The following is a 16,512-nucleotide window of genomic DNA, read 5'->3' as shown; positions in this document are numbered from 1 at the left end:
GGCCGCCTTCAATGCACCGGGCGTTCCGTCACGAAATCCAGCCGCCAGGAAGACTGGTCCGGGCTGCGATGCTGGCGAAGGATGCGGATGCCGGGATCGCGCGGGGCAAGCGCATTGACCATGTAGACGGCGATGCCGCCCTGATGCCGGTTTTCGAAGGTCAGGCTGCGGGGGCCGCTGGCGGGCGGCAGATCCGCCGCGAAATCCAGCAGGATGGCGGCCTCGCCTTCCTTCACCTGGCCGATATCGGCGAATTGGGCGCGGGTCAGCCGCAGAGGCAGGGTGCTGCCGTCGGCTTCCAGCGACAGGTCCGTCTGGATGGCGGCGGCATATCCGTCCCATTCCGCCTGCGACAGGGTTCCGTCGCTGTCGCGGTCGATGCGTGCGATGACGGCATCGGCCACCTCGGCGCCGGGCGTCAGACGCAGATGCAGTTCCACCCGCTCCCGCGCCACGGCGACCGTCGCGGCCTGGAGATATTCGTCCAGCCGGTGCGCCCGAGCGGGAACGGCCAGCGCAAGCAGGACCGCGGCAAGCAGGAGCCGCTGCGCGGTCATGGTGCGGTGAACCCCTGTCCGTAATCGTTCGTCGGGTCGCGATAGACGGTGTGGACGTGCATGGTCGGATCGCCTCCGACACCCTGCGGCGAGAATTCGATGATCAGCTTCGGCCCCTGAATGCGGTAGTAGGACGAGCCGTTCCGTCCCGGTTCATGCGTGGTCGGGCCGCTCCAGGCGAACCACGTCTCGGCGAGCCCCGCCTCGATTTCGGCCATGCGCGGTGCGGCATAATCCGCATTGACGATCCCCGCCCATTCGCGGATCAGGTCCAGCAGCATGGCTTGCTGTTGAGCCGTCATTTCCGAGGCCTGCAATCCCTCGGGCACGATCGTCTCGCCGCTGTGGCCGGGGCCGAAGACCAGATCGCGAACGGCATAGTCGAGGATCGCCTTGCCGCGCTGCTCCCCGTCGAGTGCGCCGAGCAGCGCGAAGGCCTTGTCGTTCTCTCCCGCCAGAGCCCGCACGGTTTTGCCGTCCGGATCGGTATAGACGGCGGGTTGCGCGCCGGTCAGCGTCGGCGTGATCACGCCTTGCGCACCCTTGACGACCACGTTCAGGCCGAGGTGATGCGCGCCGAATTGCAGCATCCACGCCTCGGTCGTGCCCGGGGTGCCGAACAGGCCGAGCGTATAGTGGTCGGTTCCCGAGGCGTAATTGGTGCCGCCTTCGTGCAGGACCTGGTCGGAGCCCATGATCTCGATGACCTTCCGGTAGCCCTCGGGGCTGAGCACCGTTTCCAGAAGGTGCAGCGCTGCGGCGCGCTGTTCCCCGGTCATCTCGCCGAGAGGAAGGCCGGGACGGGGGACGTCGCTGGCCGGATAGTTGGACCAGACCGCCGCGCCGTATTGCTCGCCCACGAAGCCGGGCATGGGCCTGCCGCCGCCCGGCCTGTTGCCTTGCCGGTCGCCGGTTCCCCGCTCGCCGCGGGCGCTTTCGGAGCGTTCTCCGCGGGGCGGCCGTCCGCCGGGCGCATCCGGCCCGCCGGGGCCGCCCAGACCGCCCTGCCGCGCGAATTGTGCGGCGGCCGGTCTGGTCGTCGGGTCGAAGGGGAACTGCACCCTGGCGCGCTGCGCCTCCTCCAGCGTTGCGAGAAAGGCGTCCGCGGCCTCGACGATTGCATGTGTCCGGCCTGCGGCCATCTGCTGCTCCACCGCATCAGCGGGCGTTTGCGCCACGGCAGGCGCAAGGCCTGCCAGCGTCAGGAATAGCACCGAGGCGAAAAGCGCGCTGCGACCCATGATCTTCATTCTCCCCGACGGTGCGAGTCCGCCTTGCTGCGTCAGCGGCAGGCCTTTTCCGCTGTCTTCGGCCAGAGAGGACTGGCCGGAACGCGAGGTCGGCAGGCTTCGGCGGATCGGGCGGCATCCTCTTGATTTCGATATATCGAGACATATCTTTTGCCGGATCAAATTTCAACGGATACAGATCTCTTTCGCATGGAGCGTGGAGCGCAGCCGATGACCGATCAAAGCCCTGTAAGCGCCACTGCCGGAGCAGCGGGTCCGGTCGGGGAGCACGCTCTGGACGAGAAGGTCCGTGCCGTGCTGAACCTTTACCATGCCCGGATGGAGGAAGAGTGGGGCATGCCGCGGGAAGCGCCGGGCGGGCGCGACGGCGGGCAGGATATGCGCATGCGCGCCATCGGCCCGGATACGGGACGGTTCCTCAATACGCTGGCGCGCGGGTTGCGCGCGCCGACCATTCTGGAGATCGGCACGTCCTTCGGCTATTCCAGCATCTGGCTGGCAGAGGCGGCGCGCGCTGCGGGCGGACGGCTGGTCAGCATGGAACTGCATGGCTACAAATCCGCCCATGCGCGGGAGATGGCCGGGCGGGCGGGTCTGGCCGGTCAGGTGGCGTTCCGGGTCGGCAATGCGCTTGAACTGATCGGCAGCATGGAAGAGAGGCCCGATCTGGTGTTTCTGGATTGCTGGAAAGACCTCTATGCGCCCTGCCTCGAAGTCCTGCTGCCGAAGCTTCGCCCGGGCGCGGTGATCGTCGCCGACAACATCCTGCGCCCCGGGGGCCCGGAGATACAGCGCTACGTGCAGGCCGTTCGCGCGGTGCCGGGCATGGCCAGCGTGCTTCTGCCCATCGGCACGGGAATGGAGATCAGCAGGCTGCCGGCGGAATGATGCCTCCGCGCTGCGGCTTCATTGCGGGCAAAGGCTGAAATGCGATATTATCGGCGCGAAGAGTGCGGCGGAACACGGACGGGCAATGACACAACGAACGGGAAGTGAGGCGGGCCTCGTCTATGTTCAGGCGGCCGACAGCCGGTCTGTCTGTCTCGCCGACGAGGTCCCGGTCGCCCTGACCTATAACGGCACGACGCAGGCCGTGATGATGGCGAGCCCGCTCGACCTCGAGGATTTCCTGATCGGCTTTTCCATCACCGAGGGCCTGATCGCTCAGCCGGCTGAAATCGAATCGCTCGAGATCGTCGAGCATGACGACGGTTACGAAGCCCGGGCGTGGCTGGCTACCCAGACGGCGGCCCGCTTCACGGCGCGACGGCGGGCCATGCTCGGGCCGGTCGGATGCGGGTTGTGCGGCATCGATTCGATCGAGCAGGCGGTGCGCGCCGTGCCTGCGGCTTCCGCCTCGCAGACGATCAGGATCGCCGTGTCGACGCCGGCACGGGCGCTGGAGGAGATGCGCGGGCATCAGGTCCTGCACGGTAAGACCCGCGCGACCCATGCGGCCGGCTTCTGGCGCGAAGGGCAGGGCATCGTCTGCATTCGCGAGGATGTCGGGCGTCACAACGCGCTCGACAAGCTGGTCGGGGCATTGCTGCGAAGCGGTACGGAGATTGGCGGCGGCGCCATCGTGATGACCTCGCGGCTGTCGGTGGATCTGGTCCAGAAAGCGGCGATGGTCGGCGCTCCCGTGATCGTCGCTCCATCCGCGCCCACCGCGCTTGCGGTCCGGCAGGCGGAACAGGCCGGCATCACGCTCGTCGCGCGTCAGGGCGACCGGGTCGGCGTCTATACCCACCCGCAGCGTGTCGCCGACGAAGGCTGAGCCGGGCGCTCAGCCTGGCAGGGCAAAGGGATTGAAGCCGGTGCGCCGGTAGCCTTCCTCCTCGACGGCTGCGTCGAGGGGGAGGGTCGCCAGATCGTCGGCAACCACGTCGGCGGCGTGGTCGCGGTCGAGCGAAACCACTTTCAGATAGCCCTTGCAATGGCCGCAGCATTCGGCGCGGACTGATGCTTCCGCCGTCTCGAAGCTCAGATATTCCAGCTTGCCGGCGTCGCCGCAATTGGAGCACTTGGCCCGCACCATGTGCCAGTCCGTCTCGCAGAGCGCGCAATGCAGATAGCGCAGGCCCTGCCGTGCGCCTGTCAGGATGACGCTTGCCACCGGCGCGATGCCGCAGACCGGGCATTGCGCATGCTCGGCCGCGGCGTCATCGCCGGTCGAGGGCAGTATGGCTCCTGCCGCGAGCGCGCGGAGCCAGATCGAGAACGCGGCCCAGACGAAGGGCGCCACCTCTGCGGGTACCTCCGCGAAGCGGCCGCCGGCCAGCGCCGCGGCCGCCTGCCGGCGGGCTTCGCCGCTCATCTCCGCAACGTGGTCGAGATGCGGGCGAACCGTTTCGGTGACGCGGGCGCGCAGACCGTCCACGAGGGCATCGAGCAGCGGCAGCCACAGGCCGCCTTCGGCCTCGGCAACCGGATCGATTGGAAGGGCCCGCGCCTCGTGCGCCGGCACCAGCGCCGATGCCGCGTCCTGCACGTCCGTGATATCCGCCGCGAAGCCGAGATAGGCGGCCAGTTCGCTCGTCTCACCAAGCTGGCGGAGGCGCGCGGCGCGGCGGGCATAATAGGCTTGGGCGAGATCCGGCAGGATCACGGGATCGAAATGCACGGCCGGCGGCAGCGTGGAGAAATCCCCCCTTTGGCGCGGATCGGCGCCGGCGGCCTGTCCTTTGCGGCTCATGGCTTCGGGTCCGTTTTCGCCGCAGCTTCCCGGGCCGCCAGTTCGTCATACCAGCGGTCGTGATGCTGGCGCACCCAGGCGCGCGAGACATAGCCCGTCACCATGCCGGTGATCGAGCCGCGCACCCACAGCGCCAGGTAGATATGGCCGAGGATGAGCAGGATGAGGCCGATGCCGGAGACCGAATGCGCGAGGATGGCCAGCCGCAGGACCCAGATGGGGAACAGATGGGCGAAATAGGCCCGCCACATGATGAGGCCGGAGACCAGGAGCACGAGGATCGAGGCCATGATCAGCCAGAACAGCACCTTCTGGCCGGCATTGTATTTGCCGATCTGCAATTTCTGGCCGTGGCGGTTCAGGATGACGTCCTTGACGTTGCGGAACCAGATCAGGTCCGTTTTGGCGAAGAGATTATATTTGGCGAAGCGCACCAGCATGAAGCAGAGCGCCAGAAATACGATGATGCCGAGGAAGGGATGCAGGATGCGCGCAAGCTGCGGCGATCCGAGCAGGTTGCTCAGCCAGCTCAGCGACGGATAGAACCAGGACAATCCCGACATCGCCGTGAAGAAGAAGCAGATGACGAGGAACCAGTGGCAGAGCCGCTCGGGGAACTTCGTGCGCAGGATCGTGTCGTTCTTCTTAGCCATGCGCGCCTCCCTCACGATGCCGTTTCATTGTCGGACACCTCTTCTTCGGTGCTGTTCGGGCCGACGCCGACGAAGTGGGCGACCATGCCGGCCACCGCTGCCGCCGTCGCCACCGCCGCGGCGGGCTTCAGCACGTCCTTCCATCCCTCGACGACCGGGCTGATGGTCGGCTCCTTGGGCAGGCCGGCATAGCGTTCCGGATCGTCGAGATGGTGGAGAACGTACATCACATGCGTGCCGCCGACGCCCTGGGGATCGTACAGGCCGGCATTTTCGAAGCCGCGCTCGTTCAGTTCCGCGACCCGTTCGGCGGCCAGCGTCTTCATGGTCTCCTTGGAGCCGAAGCTGATCGCGCCCGTCGGACAGGTCTTGACGCAGGCGGGCTCCTGACCGACCGCGACGCGATCCGAACAGAGCGTGCATTTGTAGGCGCGATTGTCCTTCTTGGAGATGCGCGGCACGTTGAACGGACAGCCGGCCACGCAGTAGCCGCAGCCGATGCAATGGTCGGACTGGAAATCGACGATGCCGTTCTCGTACTGCACGATGGCGCCGGGCGCCGGGCAGGCCTTGAGACAGCCCGGATCCTCGCAATGCATGCAGCCGTCCTTGCGGATCAGCCATTCCAGCTTGCCGGCCTCGTCCTCATGCTCGGTGAAACGCATCAGCGTCCAGCTTTCCGGCGCGAGGTCGCGCGGATTGTCGTAGACGCCGACATTGTCCTCGACTTCGCCGCGCAGGTCGTTCCATTCGTTGCAGGCGACCTGGCAGGCCTTGCAGCCGATGCAGGTGGTGACGTCGATCAGCTTGGCGACCTCGACCTGATGGCTGCGGATCTGCGGCGCGGGCGTCAGGTCGCTGGTGGCGGAGCGGCGGATGATGTTCTGAAGATTCATGACAGGGCGGCCTCCAGCTTTTCGACATTGACGAGGAAGGCCTTGAATTCCGGCGTCTGCGAATTGGCGTCCCCCACGCCGGGCGAGAGCGTGTTGGCCAGATAGCCCTTGCGGGTTTCGCCTTCGAAGCCCCAGTGGCAGGGAATGCCGATCTGGTCGACGTCCTGGCCGGCGACCCTGAGAGGCCGCATGCGCTTGGTCACGACTGCCTTGGCGGTGATGTAGCCGCGCTTGGTCGTCACCTTGACCGTGTCGCCGTGGCCGATGCCCTTCGAGGCGGCCAGCTTCTCGCCGATCTCGATGAACTGTTCCGGCTGGAGCATGGCGTTGAGGTGCGAGTGCTTGGTCCAGTGGCGGAACAGCTCGGTCACGGAATAGGTCGTCGCGACATAGGGATATTCGGTGCGGTTGCCCATGCGCTGCGCATCGTTCTGGAAGATGCGGGCGGTCGGGTTGTGCGTGACCGTGCTGTGCAGCGGGTTCTTGGCGATCGGGCTTTCCACCGGCTCGTAATGCTCGGGGAACGGGCCGTCATTCATGCCGTTGACCGAAAACAGCCGGCCGAGACCTTCCGGCAGCATGATGAAGGGTGCGGCCGGCGCGCCGGGCGGAATATTGGCCGGGAAATCCGGCACGTCGGCGCCGGTCCACTTGGCGCCGTCCCAGTGGAGGATGCGGCGATGGGGGTCCCAGGGCTCGCCCATCTCGTCCATCGAGGCGCGGTTGTAGAGGATGCGCCGGTTCGCGGGCCATGCCCATGCCCATCCGGGCGTGTTGCCGAGGCCCGTATCGGTATTGTCGCGGTTGGCCATCTGGTTGCCGGCCTCGGTCCAGGAGCCGGCGAAGATCCAGCAATAGCTCGCCGTCGAGCCGTCGTCGCGCAATTGCGCGAAGGACGAAAGCAGCTCGCCCTTGCGCGCGACCACATTGCCCGCATCGTCGTGGAGGTCTTCCAGCGCGTAGCCGTTGGCTTCGCGGGCCATCTCCTCGGGATGCGGATTGTAGGGGTCGTGATAGGTATGCTCGTCCCAGCTCATGTGCAGGACCTGCTCGGGACAGGCGCCGCCCTCTTCCGCGTAGAGCCGGCGAAGCTCCATCATGATGCCGCCGAGGATCGACGGATCGTGGCGGGCCTCGCCCGGAGGCTCCTGCCCGGCGAAATGCCATTGCAGCCAGCGGCCGGAATTGACGATGGCGCCGTTTTCCTCGGCGAAGCAGTTCGAGGGCAGACGGAAGACCTCCGTCATGATCTCCTCGGTCTTGACGTCGTTGAAGAGTCCCTCGTTGCGCCAGAAGTTGGAGGTCTCCGTGACGAGGGGATCGATGATCACGAGGAACTTGAGTTTGGAAAGCGAAGCCGAGGTCTTGTTCTTGTCCGGCATGGCGGCCAGCGGGTTGAAGCCCTGGGCGATATAGCCGTTGACCTTGCCCTCGTACATCATGTCGAAATAGGCCAGCATGTCATAGCTGCGGTCCCATTTCGGCAGCAGGTCGAAGGCGAAATCGTTCTCCTTCGTGGCATGCGGGCCGTAGAGGTTCTTCATCAGGGAGACGAAGAACTTCGGCGTGTTCTTCCAGTAGTTGACCTGGCCGGGCAGGACGTCGCCGGGGGTGGTTTCCGCCAGATATTGCTGTATCGTCTGCTGGCGGTCGCTCGGCAGGTTCAGGTAGCCGGGAAGGCGCAGCGACAGGAGGCCGAGGTCGGTATAGCCCTGAATGTTGGAATGGCCACGCAAGGCGTTCACGCCGCCGCCGGCCATGCCGATATTGCCGAGCAGGAGCTGGATCATCGCCGAGCCGCGGATGATCTGCGCGCCGCCGGTGTGGTGGGTCCAGCCCAGCGCGTAAAGCCAGGTCAGCGTCTTGTCCTTCGCCGAGCAGGAGCCGATGATGTCCGCGATCTGGAGGAAATCGGCCTGCCTGACGCCGGTGATTTCCTCGACCATCTCGGGCGTGTAGCGCTCGACGTGTTTCCTGAGGAGGTTGAGGACGCAGCGCGGATGGGTCATGGTCGGGTCGCGCAGCGCATTGCCGCTTTCGTCCAGCTCGTAGGCCCACGAGCTTTTGTCGTAGCTCAGCGTGTCCGCATCGAAGCCGGAGAACAGCCCGTCGTCGAAACCGTAGTCCGCCCGCACGATCAGCGGGGCGTTGGTATAGGCCCGCACATAGTCGTGCTGGATCCTGTCGTTCTGTAACAGCCAGTTGACGACGCCCATCAGGAAGGCGGTGTCCGAACCGGCGCGGATCGGCGAGAAGATATCCGCCACCGAGGCCGTGCGGTTGAAGCGCGGATCGATGACGATCACCTTGGCCTTGTTCTTGATCTTGGCCTCGATGACCCATTTGAAGCCGACGGGGTGGGCCTCCGCCGGATTGCCGCCCATGACGATGACGACATTGGCGTTCTTGATGTCGACCCAATGGTTGGTCATGGCGCCTCGGCCGAAGCTCGGCGCCAGCGCCGAGACGGTCGGCGCGTGACAGAGGCGGGCCTGACAGTCGAGGCCGAGCATGCCGAGCGAGCGCGCGAACTTGAAGTCGAGGACGCCGGTTTCGTTCGACGCCGCCGAGGAGGCGAGCATGCCGGACGTCAGCCAGCGGTTGACCAGTTCGCCCTTTTCGTTGCGCTCGATGAAATTGGCGTCGCGGTCGTCCTTGAGAAGACGCGCGATCCGCTTCGTGGCCTCGTCCCAGCCGATGCGCACCCATTCCTTCGATCCGGGAGCGCGGTACTCTGGGTAAAGGAGGCGGTTCTTCGAGTGGATCATGTCCAGAAGCCCCGCCCCCTTGGGACAGAGCGATCCCCGGCTGACGGGGTGGTCGGGATCCCCCTCGATATGGAAGATCGTGGGCTTGGCATTTTTGGCGCCGTCGCCGAGCGAATACATCAGGATCCCGCAACCGACCGAGCAATAGGTGCAGTTGTTGCGCGTTTCCCTGGCACGCAGCAGTTTGTAGGGCCGTGGACCGTCGGCCAGGGCCGGTGTCGGGGCCAATCCCATCGCCGTTGCCGTCAGCCCGGCTCCTCCGGCGCCCAGAAGTTTGAGAAACTGCCGCCGGCCGATCTGCATCGTCATGTCGTTCATATTGCCCGTCTGTTCACCAGAAGTCTTTTGCGTTCAACCGCCAGGCTGAGCTCGTCATCGTTCGCCATACAGGCGGGACGGGTTTCCTGCAATCGGCAGGGCCCTGAATCCGTTCAATTTCGTGCGAGACCTTTGCGTGTTTGTGCGGCGCAACATATGATCGGAACTTGGTAAAAATCAATCCCGGTTCCGCCGTTCCATTCTTCGGCATTCCTTGGGAAAAGGCGTCATCTTGACCGGCGGGCGGGCCTGCATCCTGCAAGTGCGGGACAGGCTCGTCCCTGCCGGGATGGCGGGATCGCCTCCGGAAAGGCTTTTCCAAATCATTCCAACGATTTGTCGATTATCAATTCGTGCCGCCGCGGCGGGACTGCCCCGGCGGGGCCGCCCGGAACCGCCGGGGGATGACTTTTTGCATTGCAACCGCGAATGAGATGGAAGTTTTTCGATTGGATCGTAAAATAGAATACTAAATCAATATGAAATATTGCCTGTATCGCGCAAAACGATACCCTTTCCCGAGATCGCGCCACATGAACATCCAGGGAAAATGAAATGACGTTTCACCGCAAACTTCTCGGTATCGGCTTCGCGCTCGCTGCCGCCGTCAGCCTGCCGGCCATCGGCGCGGCGGTCGACACGCCCGTCAAGGGGGGCACGCTGGTCTATCTGGAGCAGCAGGCCCACACCAATCTCTATCCCCCGGCGGGCGGTTTCTATCCGAACGGCGGCGTGCTGAACCAGATCACCGACAAGCTGACCTACCAGAATCCTGAAACGCTCGAAATCGAGCCGTGGATCGCCGAATCCTGGACGGTCAACGACGACGCGACGGAATACACCTTCAAGATCCGCCCGGGCGTGACCTTCTCCGACGGCACGCCGCTCGATGCCGATGCCGTGGCGAAGAACTTCGACACCTACGGCCTCGGCAACAAGGAGCTGAGGCAGCCGGTTTCCGAGGTGGTGAACAATTATGACCGCAGCGAGGTCATCGACCCGCTGACCGTGAAGTTCTATTTTAAAAAGCCTTCGCCGGGCTTCCTTCAGGGCACGTCGGTGATCGGCTCCGGCCTCGTTTCGCTGAAGACGCTGGAACTGCCCTTCGACCAGCTCGGCGACGCCACCAAGATCATCGGGTCCGGCCCGTTCGTCGTCGAGGCCGAAACGCTCGGCAAGACGCTCGATCTGAAGGCCCGCGAGGATTATGACTGGGGTCCGGCAAAGCTGGAGCATCAGGGCCGTCCGCATCTCGATGGCATCAAGTACATCATCACCGGCGAGGATTCGGTGCGCATCGGCGCACTGCTCGCCGGACAGGCCGATTTCATCCGCCAGATCCAGGCCTATGACGAGCCGCAGGTCGAGACGCAGGGCTTCACCATCTATGCGCCGGGCACGCGCGGCGTGAACAACTCGGTCGTCTTCCGCCCGGACAACCCGCTCGTTGCCGACGTTCGCGTCCGCAAGGCCCTGTCGCTCGCCGTGAACCGCGACGAGATCGTCTCGACGCTGTTTTCGAAGAACTATCCGCCGGCGACCTCGATCATCGCTTCCACAGCCATCGGCTATGTCGACCAGTCCGACAAGCTCGCCTTCGATCTCGATAAGGCCAAGGCGCTGCTCGACGAGGCGGGCTTCACGCCCGGCGCCGACGGCCTTCGCGAGAAGGACGGCCAGAAGCTGATCCTAACGGCTTACGAATCGCTGCCGCAGCCGCAGAACCGCGCCACGCTCCAGCTCGTTGCCCAGCAATGGGAGAAGGTCGGCGTGAAGCTCAACGTTCTGGCCGGCGATGCCGGCAGCCGCGCGGTCGACGATCTCGACCCGCTGAAGACGCCGGTCGCGCCGGCGATGGTCGGCCGTGCCGATCCGGACGTAATCAAGAGCCAGTACTATCCGCAGAACCGTGACGTGCTGCGCCAGAAGGGCGGTGCCAGCGACAAGGTGCAGACTTTCGTCGACGAGAAGCTCAACGCCATCCTCGACGAGATCGCCTCGCAGCCCGACCCCGAGAAGCGTCTCGCCGCCGTCGCCGAATCCCAGGCCTACGTCCTCGATCAGGCCTATGCGATCCCGATCTTCGAGGAGCCACAGGCCTTCGCCGGCGCGCCTTACGTGAAGGGTGTCGCCTTCGAGGCGGTCGGCCGCCCGAGCTTCTACGGTGTCTGGCTCGACAAGTAGGACCGCGACACGGGTGGCGGGGTCCGCTCCGCCACCGTTCCCGACGGAGATTGAACGATGACGCGATATGTCTTCAGCCGCATCGGGCAGGCCCTTCTGGTGCTGTGGGCGGCGTTCACGCTGTCCTTCGTGCTTTTGCAGGCCATGCCGGGCGATGCGGTGCTGATCAAGTTCCTCAATCCGGAATACGGGCTGAGCCCCGAGCAGATTGCGGAAATCCGTGCGGCCTACGCCGTCGATTCCTCCATCTTCGTGCAGTATTTGCAGACGCTGGTGAACTTCCTCAAGGGCGATTTCGGCTATTCGGTGCAGGCTGGCGTGCCGGTGTCCGCGCAGCTTGCCGCCAACCTGCCGGCAACGCTGAAGCTTGCTTCGCTGGCCTTCCTGGCGGCGGTGGCGCTCGCGGTGCTGATCGCCTTCCTCTCGTCGCTGTCGCCGTTCGCGTGGCTGCGCAACGCCATCCAGTCGATTCCGTCCCTGCTTATCTCGATCCCGGTCTTCTGGCTGGGGATCATGCTGATCCAGCTTTTCTCCTTCCGGCTGAAGCTCGTGTCCGTCATCAATCCGGGGCCGTGGGAAAGCCTGGTCCTGCCGGTCGCGACGCTTGCCGTGCCGATCGCAGCACCGCTGGCGCAGATCCTCATCCGCAACATCGACGAAATCCGCACGCGTCCCTTCGTCTCCGTCGCCATCGCCAAGGGCGCGACGCAGGCGCGGGTGCTCTGGCGGCACGTGGCGCGCAATGCCATGCTGCCGGCGCTGACCATCGCCGGCGTGCTGTTCGGCGAATTGCTGGCGGGCGCGGTCGTCACCGAAACGGTCTTCGGGCTGAACGGCATCGGCGGACTGACGGAAAGGGCGGTCGGCAATCAGGATCTCGCCGTGCTTCAGGCCATCGTGGTGATTTCCGCCGCAGCCTTTGTCATCATCAACCTCGCCGTCGATCTCGCCTATCCGCTTCTCGACCCGCGTCTGAGAGCAGGAAACGGAGCCAAGTCATGACCAGCGTCGAAACGCTTTCCTCCCTTTCCACGGACGACGCGGCGGATGTCGAGGCCACCCGCCGCTCCGGTCCGGCCCGCCGGCTGAGACGCGTTCCGCCCGGTCTGGTTCTAGCCTGGATCGTGATCGCGACGGCGCTTCTGTGGGCCGTCGCGCCGGGGCTGTTCACGGGTCACGATCCGCTTCAGGGTGTGCCCGGCGGCCAGCTCAAGGCCCCCTCGGCGCTCAACCTGCTCGGCACGGATTCGCTCGGGCGCGATCTCTATGCGCGTATCGTCTACGGCTCCGTCCATTCCCTTTCCGGCGCGCTCGCCGCCGTCGGCGTCGGCCTCGTCGTCGGCACGTCGCTCGGTCTTTTCGCCGGCGCCATCGGCGGGCGCACCGATGCCGTGATCATGCGCTTCGTGGACGTGCTTCTTTCCATTCCGACGCTGCTTCTGTCGCTTTCGATCATCATCCTGCTCGGCTTCGGCACGGTGAATGCAGCGATCGCGGTCGGCGCGACGGCGATTGCCGGTTTCGCCCGGCTGATGCGCTCCGAAGTGGTGCGCGTGCGCCGCGCCGAATTCGTGGAAGCGGCCTTCGGCAGCGGCGGCACCTTTCTCAAGGTGCTGTGGCGGCACATCCTGCCCAATTCGCTGACCTCGGTCGTCGCCTATACCGCGGTGCAGTTCGGCTGGGCGATCCTGCAAATCTCCACGCTCGGCTTCCTCGGCTACGGCGCGCCGCCACCGACGCCGGAATGGGGCCTGCTGATCGCCGAAGGCCGCAATTATCTCGCCACCGCCTGGTGGCTCACCGCCGCCCCCGGCTTCGTGGTCGTCGCCGTGGTGCTTTCCGCCAACCGCATCAGCCAGTCGATCGGGAGACCCGGACGATGACCGACACGCCCGTTCTCGATATCCGCGACCTCAAGGTCTCCTACGGCGACGGCGAAAGCCGCACCCGCGTCGTCCACGACGTCTCCTTCTCGGTCCGGCCGGGCGAGGTCGTGGCGCTGGTCGGCGAAAGCGGCTCGGGCAAGACCTCGACCGCGCAGGCCGTCATCGGCCTTCTCTCCGGCAACGGCCGCATCGACGGCGGTTCGATCAAGCTCAACGGCGAGGAAATCTCGCGCTGGAACGAGAGGCGCCTGCGGGCGATCCGCGGCGCGGTGGTCAGCCTCATTCCGCAGGACCCGTCCAGCTCGCTCAACCCGGTGCTGAGCATCGGCGCACAGGTGCGCGAGATCCTCGAAATCCACGGCCGCCTGAGCCGGGCGGAGGCCGACCGGCGCGTCGTCGAGCTGCTCACCCATGTCGGGCTTTCGCAGCCGGAACTGCGGGCGCGGCAATATCCGCATGAACTTTCCGGCGGCATGAAGCAGCGCGTGCTGATCGCCATCGCCATTGCCTTGAAGCCGGCGCTGATCATCGCCGACGAGCCGACCTCGGCGCTCGACGTGACGGTGCAGCGCCGCATCCTCGACCTGATCGACGACCTGCGCCGCGAATACGGCACTTCGGTCCTGCTCGTCACCCACGATCTCGGCGTCGCCGCCGACCGGGCCGACAGGCTGGTCGTGTTGCAGGGCGGGCGCATTCAGGAACAGGGGGCGACGGCGGAGGTCCTTGCCCACCCGAAGAGCGCCTATACGCGCAAGCTGCTGTCCGATGCGCCGTCGCTGGGTCCGGCGGCTTCCCGTCCGCCGGTCGAGGCGGGGCGCCCGGCACTCGTCACGGTCGGCGCGCTGGCCCAGGATTTCTCCCTGCCGGGCGGCGGTAGCTTTCGGGCGGTGGACGGCGTTTCCTTCACCGTCGCGCGCGGCACGACGCATGCCATCGTCGGCGAAAGCGGTTCCGGCAAGACGACGACCATCCGCATCATCGCCGGTTTCCAGAAGCCGACGGGCGGGGAGATCCGCGTCGGCGGGTTCGACGTGACGGCGCTGAAATCCGCTTCGCTTCGCCAGTTCCGGCGCAAGGTGCAGCTCGTCTACCAGAACCCGTGGGGCTCGCTCGATCCGAAGCAGACGATCTTCTCCATCGTCGAGGAACCGCTGTTGAACTTCGATCCGCTGCCGAAGGAAGAGCGTGCCGCGCGCGTGCGCGCCATCGTCGAGCGCGTCGGCCTGCCGGCCTCGATGCTGGGGCGGCGTCCGCATGCGCTTTCGGGCGGCCAGCGGCAGCGCGTTGCGATCGCCCGCGCGCTGGTGCTGGAGCCGGAGGTCGTGGTGCTGGACGAAGCCGTCTCCGCCCTCGACGTGACGGTTCAGGCGCAGATCCTGGCGCTGCTCGCGCAATTGCAGCGCGATCTCGGCCTCACCTATCTTTTCGTTTCGCACGATCTCGCCGTCGTCCGGCAGATCGCCGATACCGTCTCAGTCCTGCACAACGGCCGCCAGGTCGATTACGGCCCGGTCGAGCAGGTCTTCACCCATCCCGCCAGCGACTACACGAGGGAACTTATAGAAGCCATTCCCGGCCGCAAGTTCCCGCACAGCACACTCCAACGACAAGCAGCAGGATCATTGACATGACCGAGCAGACCACACCCAAACGGCTGGGCTTCTTCACCCGGCTTCTCGACGAGGCGGACGCTGGCGGGCGTTACCGTCTGGCCGAGGAACAGATCGTCCATGCCGAAGCCAACGGCTTCGACAGCGCCTGGATCGCCCAGCACCACTTCCACGCCGACGAGGGAGGCCTGCCGTCCCCGGCCGTCTTCCTGGCCCATGTCGCGGCCCGCACCTCGACCATCCGCCTCGGCACCGGCGTCATCACGCTGCCGATGGAAAATCCGCTGCGCGTGGCCGAGGACACGGCCGTCGCCGATCTTCTCTCCGATGGCCGTCTCGAAGTCGGCTTCGGCACCGGCGGCACGCGCGAGAGCTTCGAGGCCTTCGGCATCGCCGCCGACAAGCGCGGCGAGGTTTACGGACAATATCTGGATATCGTCCGCAAGGCGTGGCGCGGCGACGATCTCGGCGCGGGCAACCGGCTCTATCCGGACGCACCGCATCTGCTCGACCGTGTATGGCTCGCCACTTTCTCGGTCTTCGGCGCGAAGCTGGCCGGCGAGACCGGCGACGGGCTGATGCTGTCGCGCACCCAGCCGCGCCCCGCCGACCGGCCGGATGCGACGCTGGACGAGATCCAGAACCCGCTGATCGACGCCTATCTGGCTGCCCTGCCGAAGGGCCGGGCGCCGCGCATCCTCGGCTCGCGCACGCTCTTCGTTGCCGAGGACCGCAAGGAAGCCCTGCGGCTTGCCGAAATCGGCCTCAACCGCGTGGCGAAACGCTTCGCCGCCGCCGGCCACCGCTTCGCCAGCGACAGGCTGGAAGACCGGATCCGCGCGCTGGATACCCATGTCGGCACGCCGGACGACGTGATCGCCTCGCTGAAGGCCGATACGGCGCTCGCCCGCTCCACCGACATCGTGTTCCAGGTCCATTCGGTCGATCCGCCGCACGACGCCATCCTGCGCTCCATCGAGCTGATCGCGGCGGAAGTCGCCCCGGCGCTCGGCTGGTCGCGCAAGACCGAACCCAGGCTTGCCGCCGCCCAGTAAGGGCGGCGTGCATTTCCCATGAAAGCACGTAAATGACAGAGACTCCTCCCGATATCATCGATCATCTGGCGGGAATCGTTCCGGGTTCGAAAGGCGAGCGCCTGCGCGCCCGCCGCCCGGTGACGAAGGAAGGGGCGCAGGCCAGCTGGCTTGCGCTCTTCGCCCCGGCGGATAGCAGCCAGTTCCCGCTCGCCGAACGCTTCGCCGTCGCCGCTTTCGTCGCGGCGCTGCACGGCCAGCCTGAGATCGCCGCTTTCTATGCCGGCAGGCTTGCGGGCGAGGACAACGGCGCGGCGCTTGCCGAGGCCGTGAAGGCCGCCGCCATTGCCGGCGCGGGCAGGGGGCCTTACGGCCGCTATCCCGCCGGTCCCCTGTCCGCCGAGGACGAGGACGGCCCGGTTTTCACCGTCGGGGAAGCCGAAAGGGCCGTGCTCGGCACCCGCCTTGCGGCGGCGCTGGAACACGCGCATCTGCTGGTCTTCCACCTGCGCGATGCGAAACCGCAGGCGCTCGGCCGGCTGATCGGGGCGGGCTGGTCCACGACCGGCATCGTCTCCCTCTCCCAGCTCGTCGCCTTTCTCGCTTTCCAGATCCGCATCGTCGCGGGCCTGAAGGTTCTGAACGCGGCGTGAGGAGG

Annotated in this window: 14 protein-coding genes; 8 read left to right on the top strand and 6 right to left on the bottom strand. The window is 65.9% G+C overall.

What is annotated here, in order from left to right; translation table 11 throughout:
- Nucleotides 1-8: 8 nt before the first annotated feature.
- Nucleotides 9-557, bottom strand: coding sequence for a hypothetical protein (locus tag NOF55_RS21555; protein WP_306413190.1), 549 nt, complete (start codon nucleotides 555-557; stop codon nucleotides 9-11).
- Entirely contained in the window at nucleotides 554-1,798 is a 1,245-nt protein-coding gene (locus NOF55_RS21550) for a DUF3500 domain-containing protein (RefSeq protein ID WP_306413189.1), read from the bottom strand. The genes NOF55_RS21555 and NOF55_RS21550 overlap by 4 nt, the downstream gene beginning before the upstream one ends.
- 282 nt (nucleotides 1,799-2,080) lie before the next feature.
- Between NOF55_RS21550 and NOF55_RS21545 the strand changes: the two genes are divergently transcribed.
- Both NOF55_RS21545 and fdhD read left to right on the top strand, forming a co-directional pair.
- Entirely contained in the window at nucleotides 2,081-2,695 is a 615-nt protein-coding gene (locus NOF55_RS21545; protein ID WP_306413245.1) for an O-methyltransferase, read from the top strand.
- 85 nt (nucleotides 2,696-2,780) lie between these two features.
- Entirely contained in the window at nucleotides 2,781-3,584 is an 804-nt protein-coding gene (gene fdhD / locus NOF55_RS21540; protein ID WP_306413188.1) for a formate dehydrogenase accessory sulfurtransferase FdhD, read from the top strand.
- Between the two features lie 9 nt (nucleotides 3,585-3,593).
- Here fdhD and fdhE read toward each other — a convergent pair whose 3' ends face one another.
- From fdhE to fdnG, 4 genes are read right to left on the bottom strand one after another with little or no spacing between them, the layout of a single operon-like run.
- Complete coding sequence (gene fdhE, locus NOF55_RS21535) at nucleotides 3,594-4,502, bottom strand: formate dehydrogenase accessory protein FdhE (protein WP_306413187.1); 909 nt, start codon at nucleotides 4,500-4,502, stop codon at nucleotides 3,594-3,596.
- Nucleotides 4,499-5,155 (bottom strand): formate dehydrogenase subunit gamma, encoded by a 657-nt coding sequence (locus NOF55_RS21530; protein WP_306413186.1) that lies wholly within the window; start codon nucleotides 5,153-5,155, stop codon nucleotides 4,499-4,501. Before NOF55_RS21530 ends, fdhE begins: the two co-directional genes overlap by 4 nt.
- A gap of 11 nt (nucleotides 5,156-5,166) precedes the next feature.
- Nucleotides 5,167-6,051, bottom strand: coding sequence for a formate dehydrogenase subunit beta (fdxH, locus tag NOF55_RS21525; RefSeq protein ID WP_306413185.1), 885 nt, complete (start codon nucleotides 6,049-6,051; stop codon nucleotides 5,167-5,169).
- Nucleotides 6,048-9,128, bottom strand: coding sequence for a formate dehydrogenase-N subunit alpha (fdnG, locus tag NOF55_RS21520; protein WP_503128514.1), 3,081 nt, complete (start codon nucleotides 9,126-9,128; stop codon nucleotides 6,048-6,050). The genes fdxH and fdnG overlap by 4 nt, the downstream gene beginning before the upstream one ends.
- Before the next feature lie 564 nt (nucleotides 9,129-9,692).
- On the opposite strand from fdnG, the gene NOF55_RS21515 reads away from it, so the two are divergent.
- From NOF55_RS21515 to NOF55_RS21490, 6 genes are read left to right on the top strand one after another with little or no spacing between them, the layout of a single operon-like run.
- Nucleotides 9,693-11,321 (top strand): TIGR04028 family ABC transporter substrate-binding protein, encoded by a 1,629-nt coding sequence (locus NOF55_RS21515; protein WP_306413184.1) that lies wholly within the window; start codon nucleotides 9,693-9,695, stop codon nucleotides 11,319-11,321.
- 57 nt (nucleotides 11,322-11,378) lie between these two features.
- Nucleotides 11,379-12,323, top strand: a complete 945-nt coding sequence (locus tag NOF55_RS21510; RefSeq protein WP_306413183.1) for an ABC transporter permease — start codon at nucleotides 11,379-11,381, stop codon at nucleotides 12,321-12,323.
- A complete protein-coding gene (locus NOF55_RS21505; RefSeq protein ID WP_306413182.1) occupies nucleotides 12,320-13,204 on the top strand; it encodes an ABC transporter permease in 885 nt (294 codons plus the stop codon). Before NOF55_RS21510 ends, NOF55_RS21505 begins: the two co-directional genes overlap by 4 nt.
- Complete coding sequence (locus NOF55_RS21500; protein ID WP_306413181.1) at nucleotides 13,201-14,841, top strand: dipeptide ABC transporter ATP-binding protein; 1,641 nt, start codon at nucleotides 13,201-13,203, stop codon at nucleotides 14,839-14,841. The genes NOF55_RS21505 and NOF55_RS21500 overlap by 4 nt, the downstream gene beginning before the upstream one ends.
- Nucleotides 14,838-15,875 carry a putative FMN-dependent luciferase-like monooxygenase gene (locus NOF55_RS21495; protein ID WP_306413180.1) on the top strand — a complete coding sequence of 346 codons (1,038 nt, stop codon included), beginning with the start codon at nucleotides 14,838-14,840 and terminating at the stop codon, nucleotides 15,873-15,875. The genes NOF55_RS21500 and NOF55_RS21495 overlap by 4 nt, the downstream gene beginning before the upstream one ends.
- A gap of 32 nt (nucleotides 15,876-15,907) precedes the next feature.
- Complete coding sequence (locus tag NOF55_RS21490) at nucleotides 15,908-16,507, top strand: CMD domain protein (protein ID WP_306413179.1); 600 nt, start codon at nucleotides 15,908-15,910, stop codon at nucleotides 16,505-16,507.
- The last annotated feature ends 5 nt before the right edge of the window (nucleotides 16,508-16,512 follow it).

This window comes from Ectorhizobium quercum (genome assembly GCF_026552795.1).
Classification (GTDB): Bacteria; Pseudomonadota; Alphaproteobacteria; order Rhizobiales; family Rhizobiaceae; genus Ectorhizobium; species Ectorhizobium quercum.
The sequence above is the reverse complement of the archived record's forward strand: the minus strand, read 5'-3'. Positions and strand labels throughout refer to the sequence as shown.

Excerpts from the sequence above, each read along its gene's own strand:
- NOF55_RS21555 (WP_306413190.1), bottom strand. The coding sequence starts at position 557 with ATGACCGCGCAGCGGCTCCTGCTTGCCGCGGTCCTGCTTGCGCTGGCC.
- NOF55_RS21550 (WP_306413189.1), bottom strand. The coding sequence starts at position 1,798 with ATGGGTCGCAGCGCGCTTTTCGCCTCGGTGCTATTCCTGACGCTGGCA.
- fdhD (WP_306413188.1), top strand. The coding sequence starts at position 2,781 with ATGACACAACGAACGGGAAGTGAGGCGGGCCTCGTCTATGTTCAGGCG.
- fdhE (WP_306413187.1), bottom strand. The coding sequence starts at position 4,502 with ATGAGCCGCAAAGGACAGGCCGCCGGCGCCGATCCGCGCCAAAGGGGG.
- NOF55_RS21530 (WP_306413186.1), bottom strand. The coding sequence starts at position 5,155 with ATGGCTAAGAAGAACGACACGATCCTGCGCACGAAGTTCCCCGAGCGG.
- fdxH (WP_306413185.1), bottom strand. The coding sequence starts at position 6,051 with ATGAATCTTCAGAACATCATCCGCCGCTCCGCCACCAGCGACCTGACG.
- fdnG (WP_503128514.1), bottom strand. The coding sequence starts at position 9,128 with ATGACGATGCAGATCGGCCGGCGGCAGTTTCTCAAACTTCTGGGCGCC.
- NOF55_RS21515 (WP_306413184.1), top strand. The coding sequence starts at position 9,693 with ATGACGTTTCACCGCAAACTTCTCGGTATCGGCTTCGCGCTCGCTGCC.
- NOF55_RS21510 (WP_306413183.1), top strand. The coding sequence starts at position 11,379 with ATGACGCGATATGTCTTCAGCCGCATCGGGCAGGCCCTTCTGGTGCTG.
- NOF55_RS21505 (WP_306413182.1), top strand. The coding sequence starts at position 12,320 with ATGACCAGCGTCGAAACGCTTTCCTCCCTTTCCACGGACGACGCGGCG.
- NOF55_RS21500 (WP_306413181.1), top strand. The coding sequence starts at position 13,201 with ATGACCGACACGCCCGTTCTCGATATCCGCGACCTCAAGGTCTCCTAC.
- NOF55_RS21495 (WP_306413180.1), top strand. The coding sequence starts at position 14,838 with ATGACCGAGCAGACCACACCCAAACGGCTGGGCTTCTTCACCCGGCTT.
- NOF55_RS21490 (WP_306413179.1), top strand. The coding sequence starts at position 15,908 with ATGACAGAGACTCCTCCCGATATCATCGATCATCTGGCGGGAATCGTT.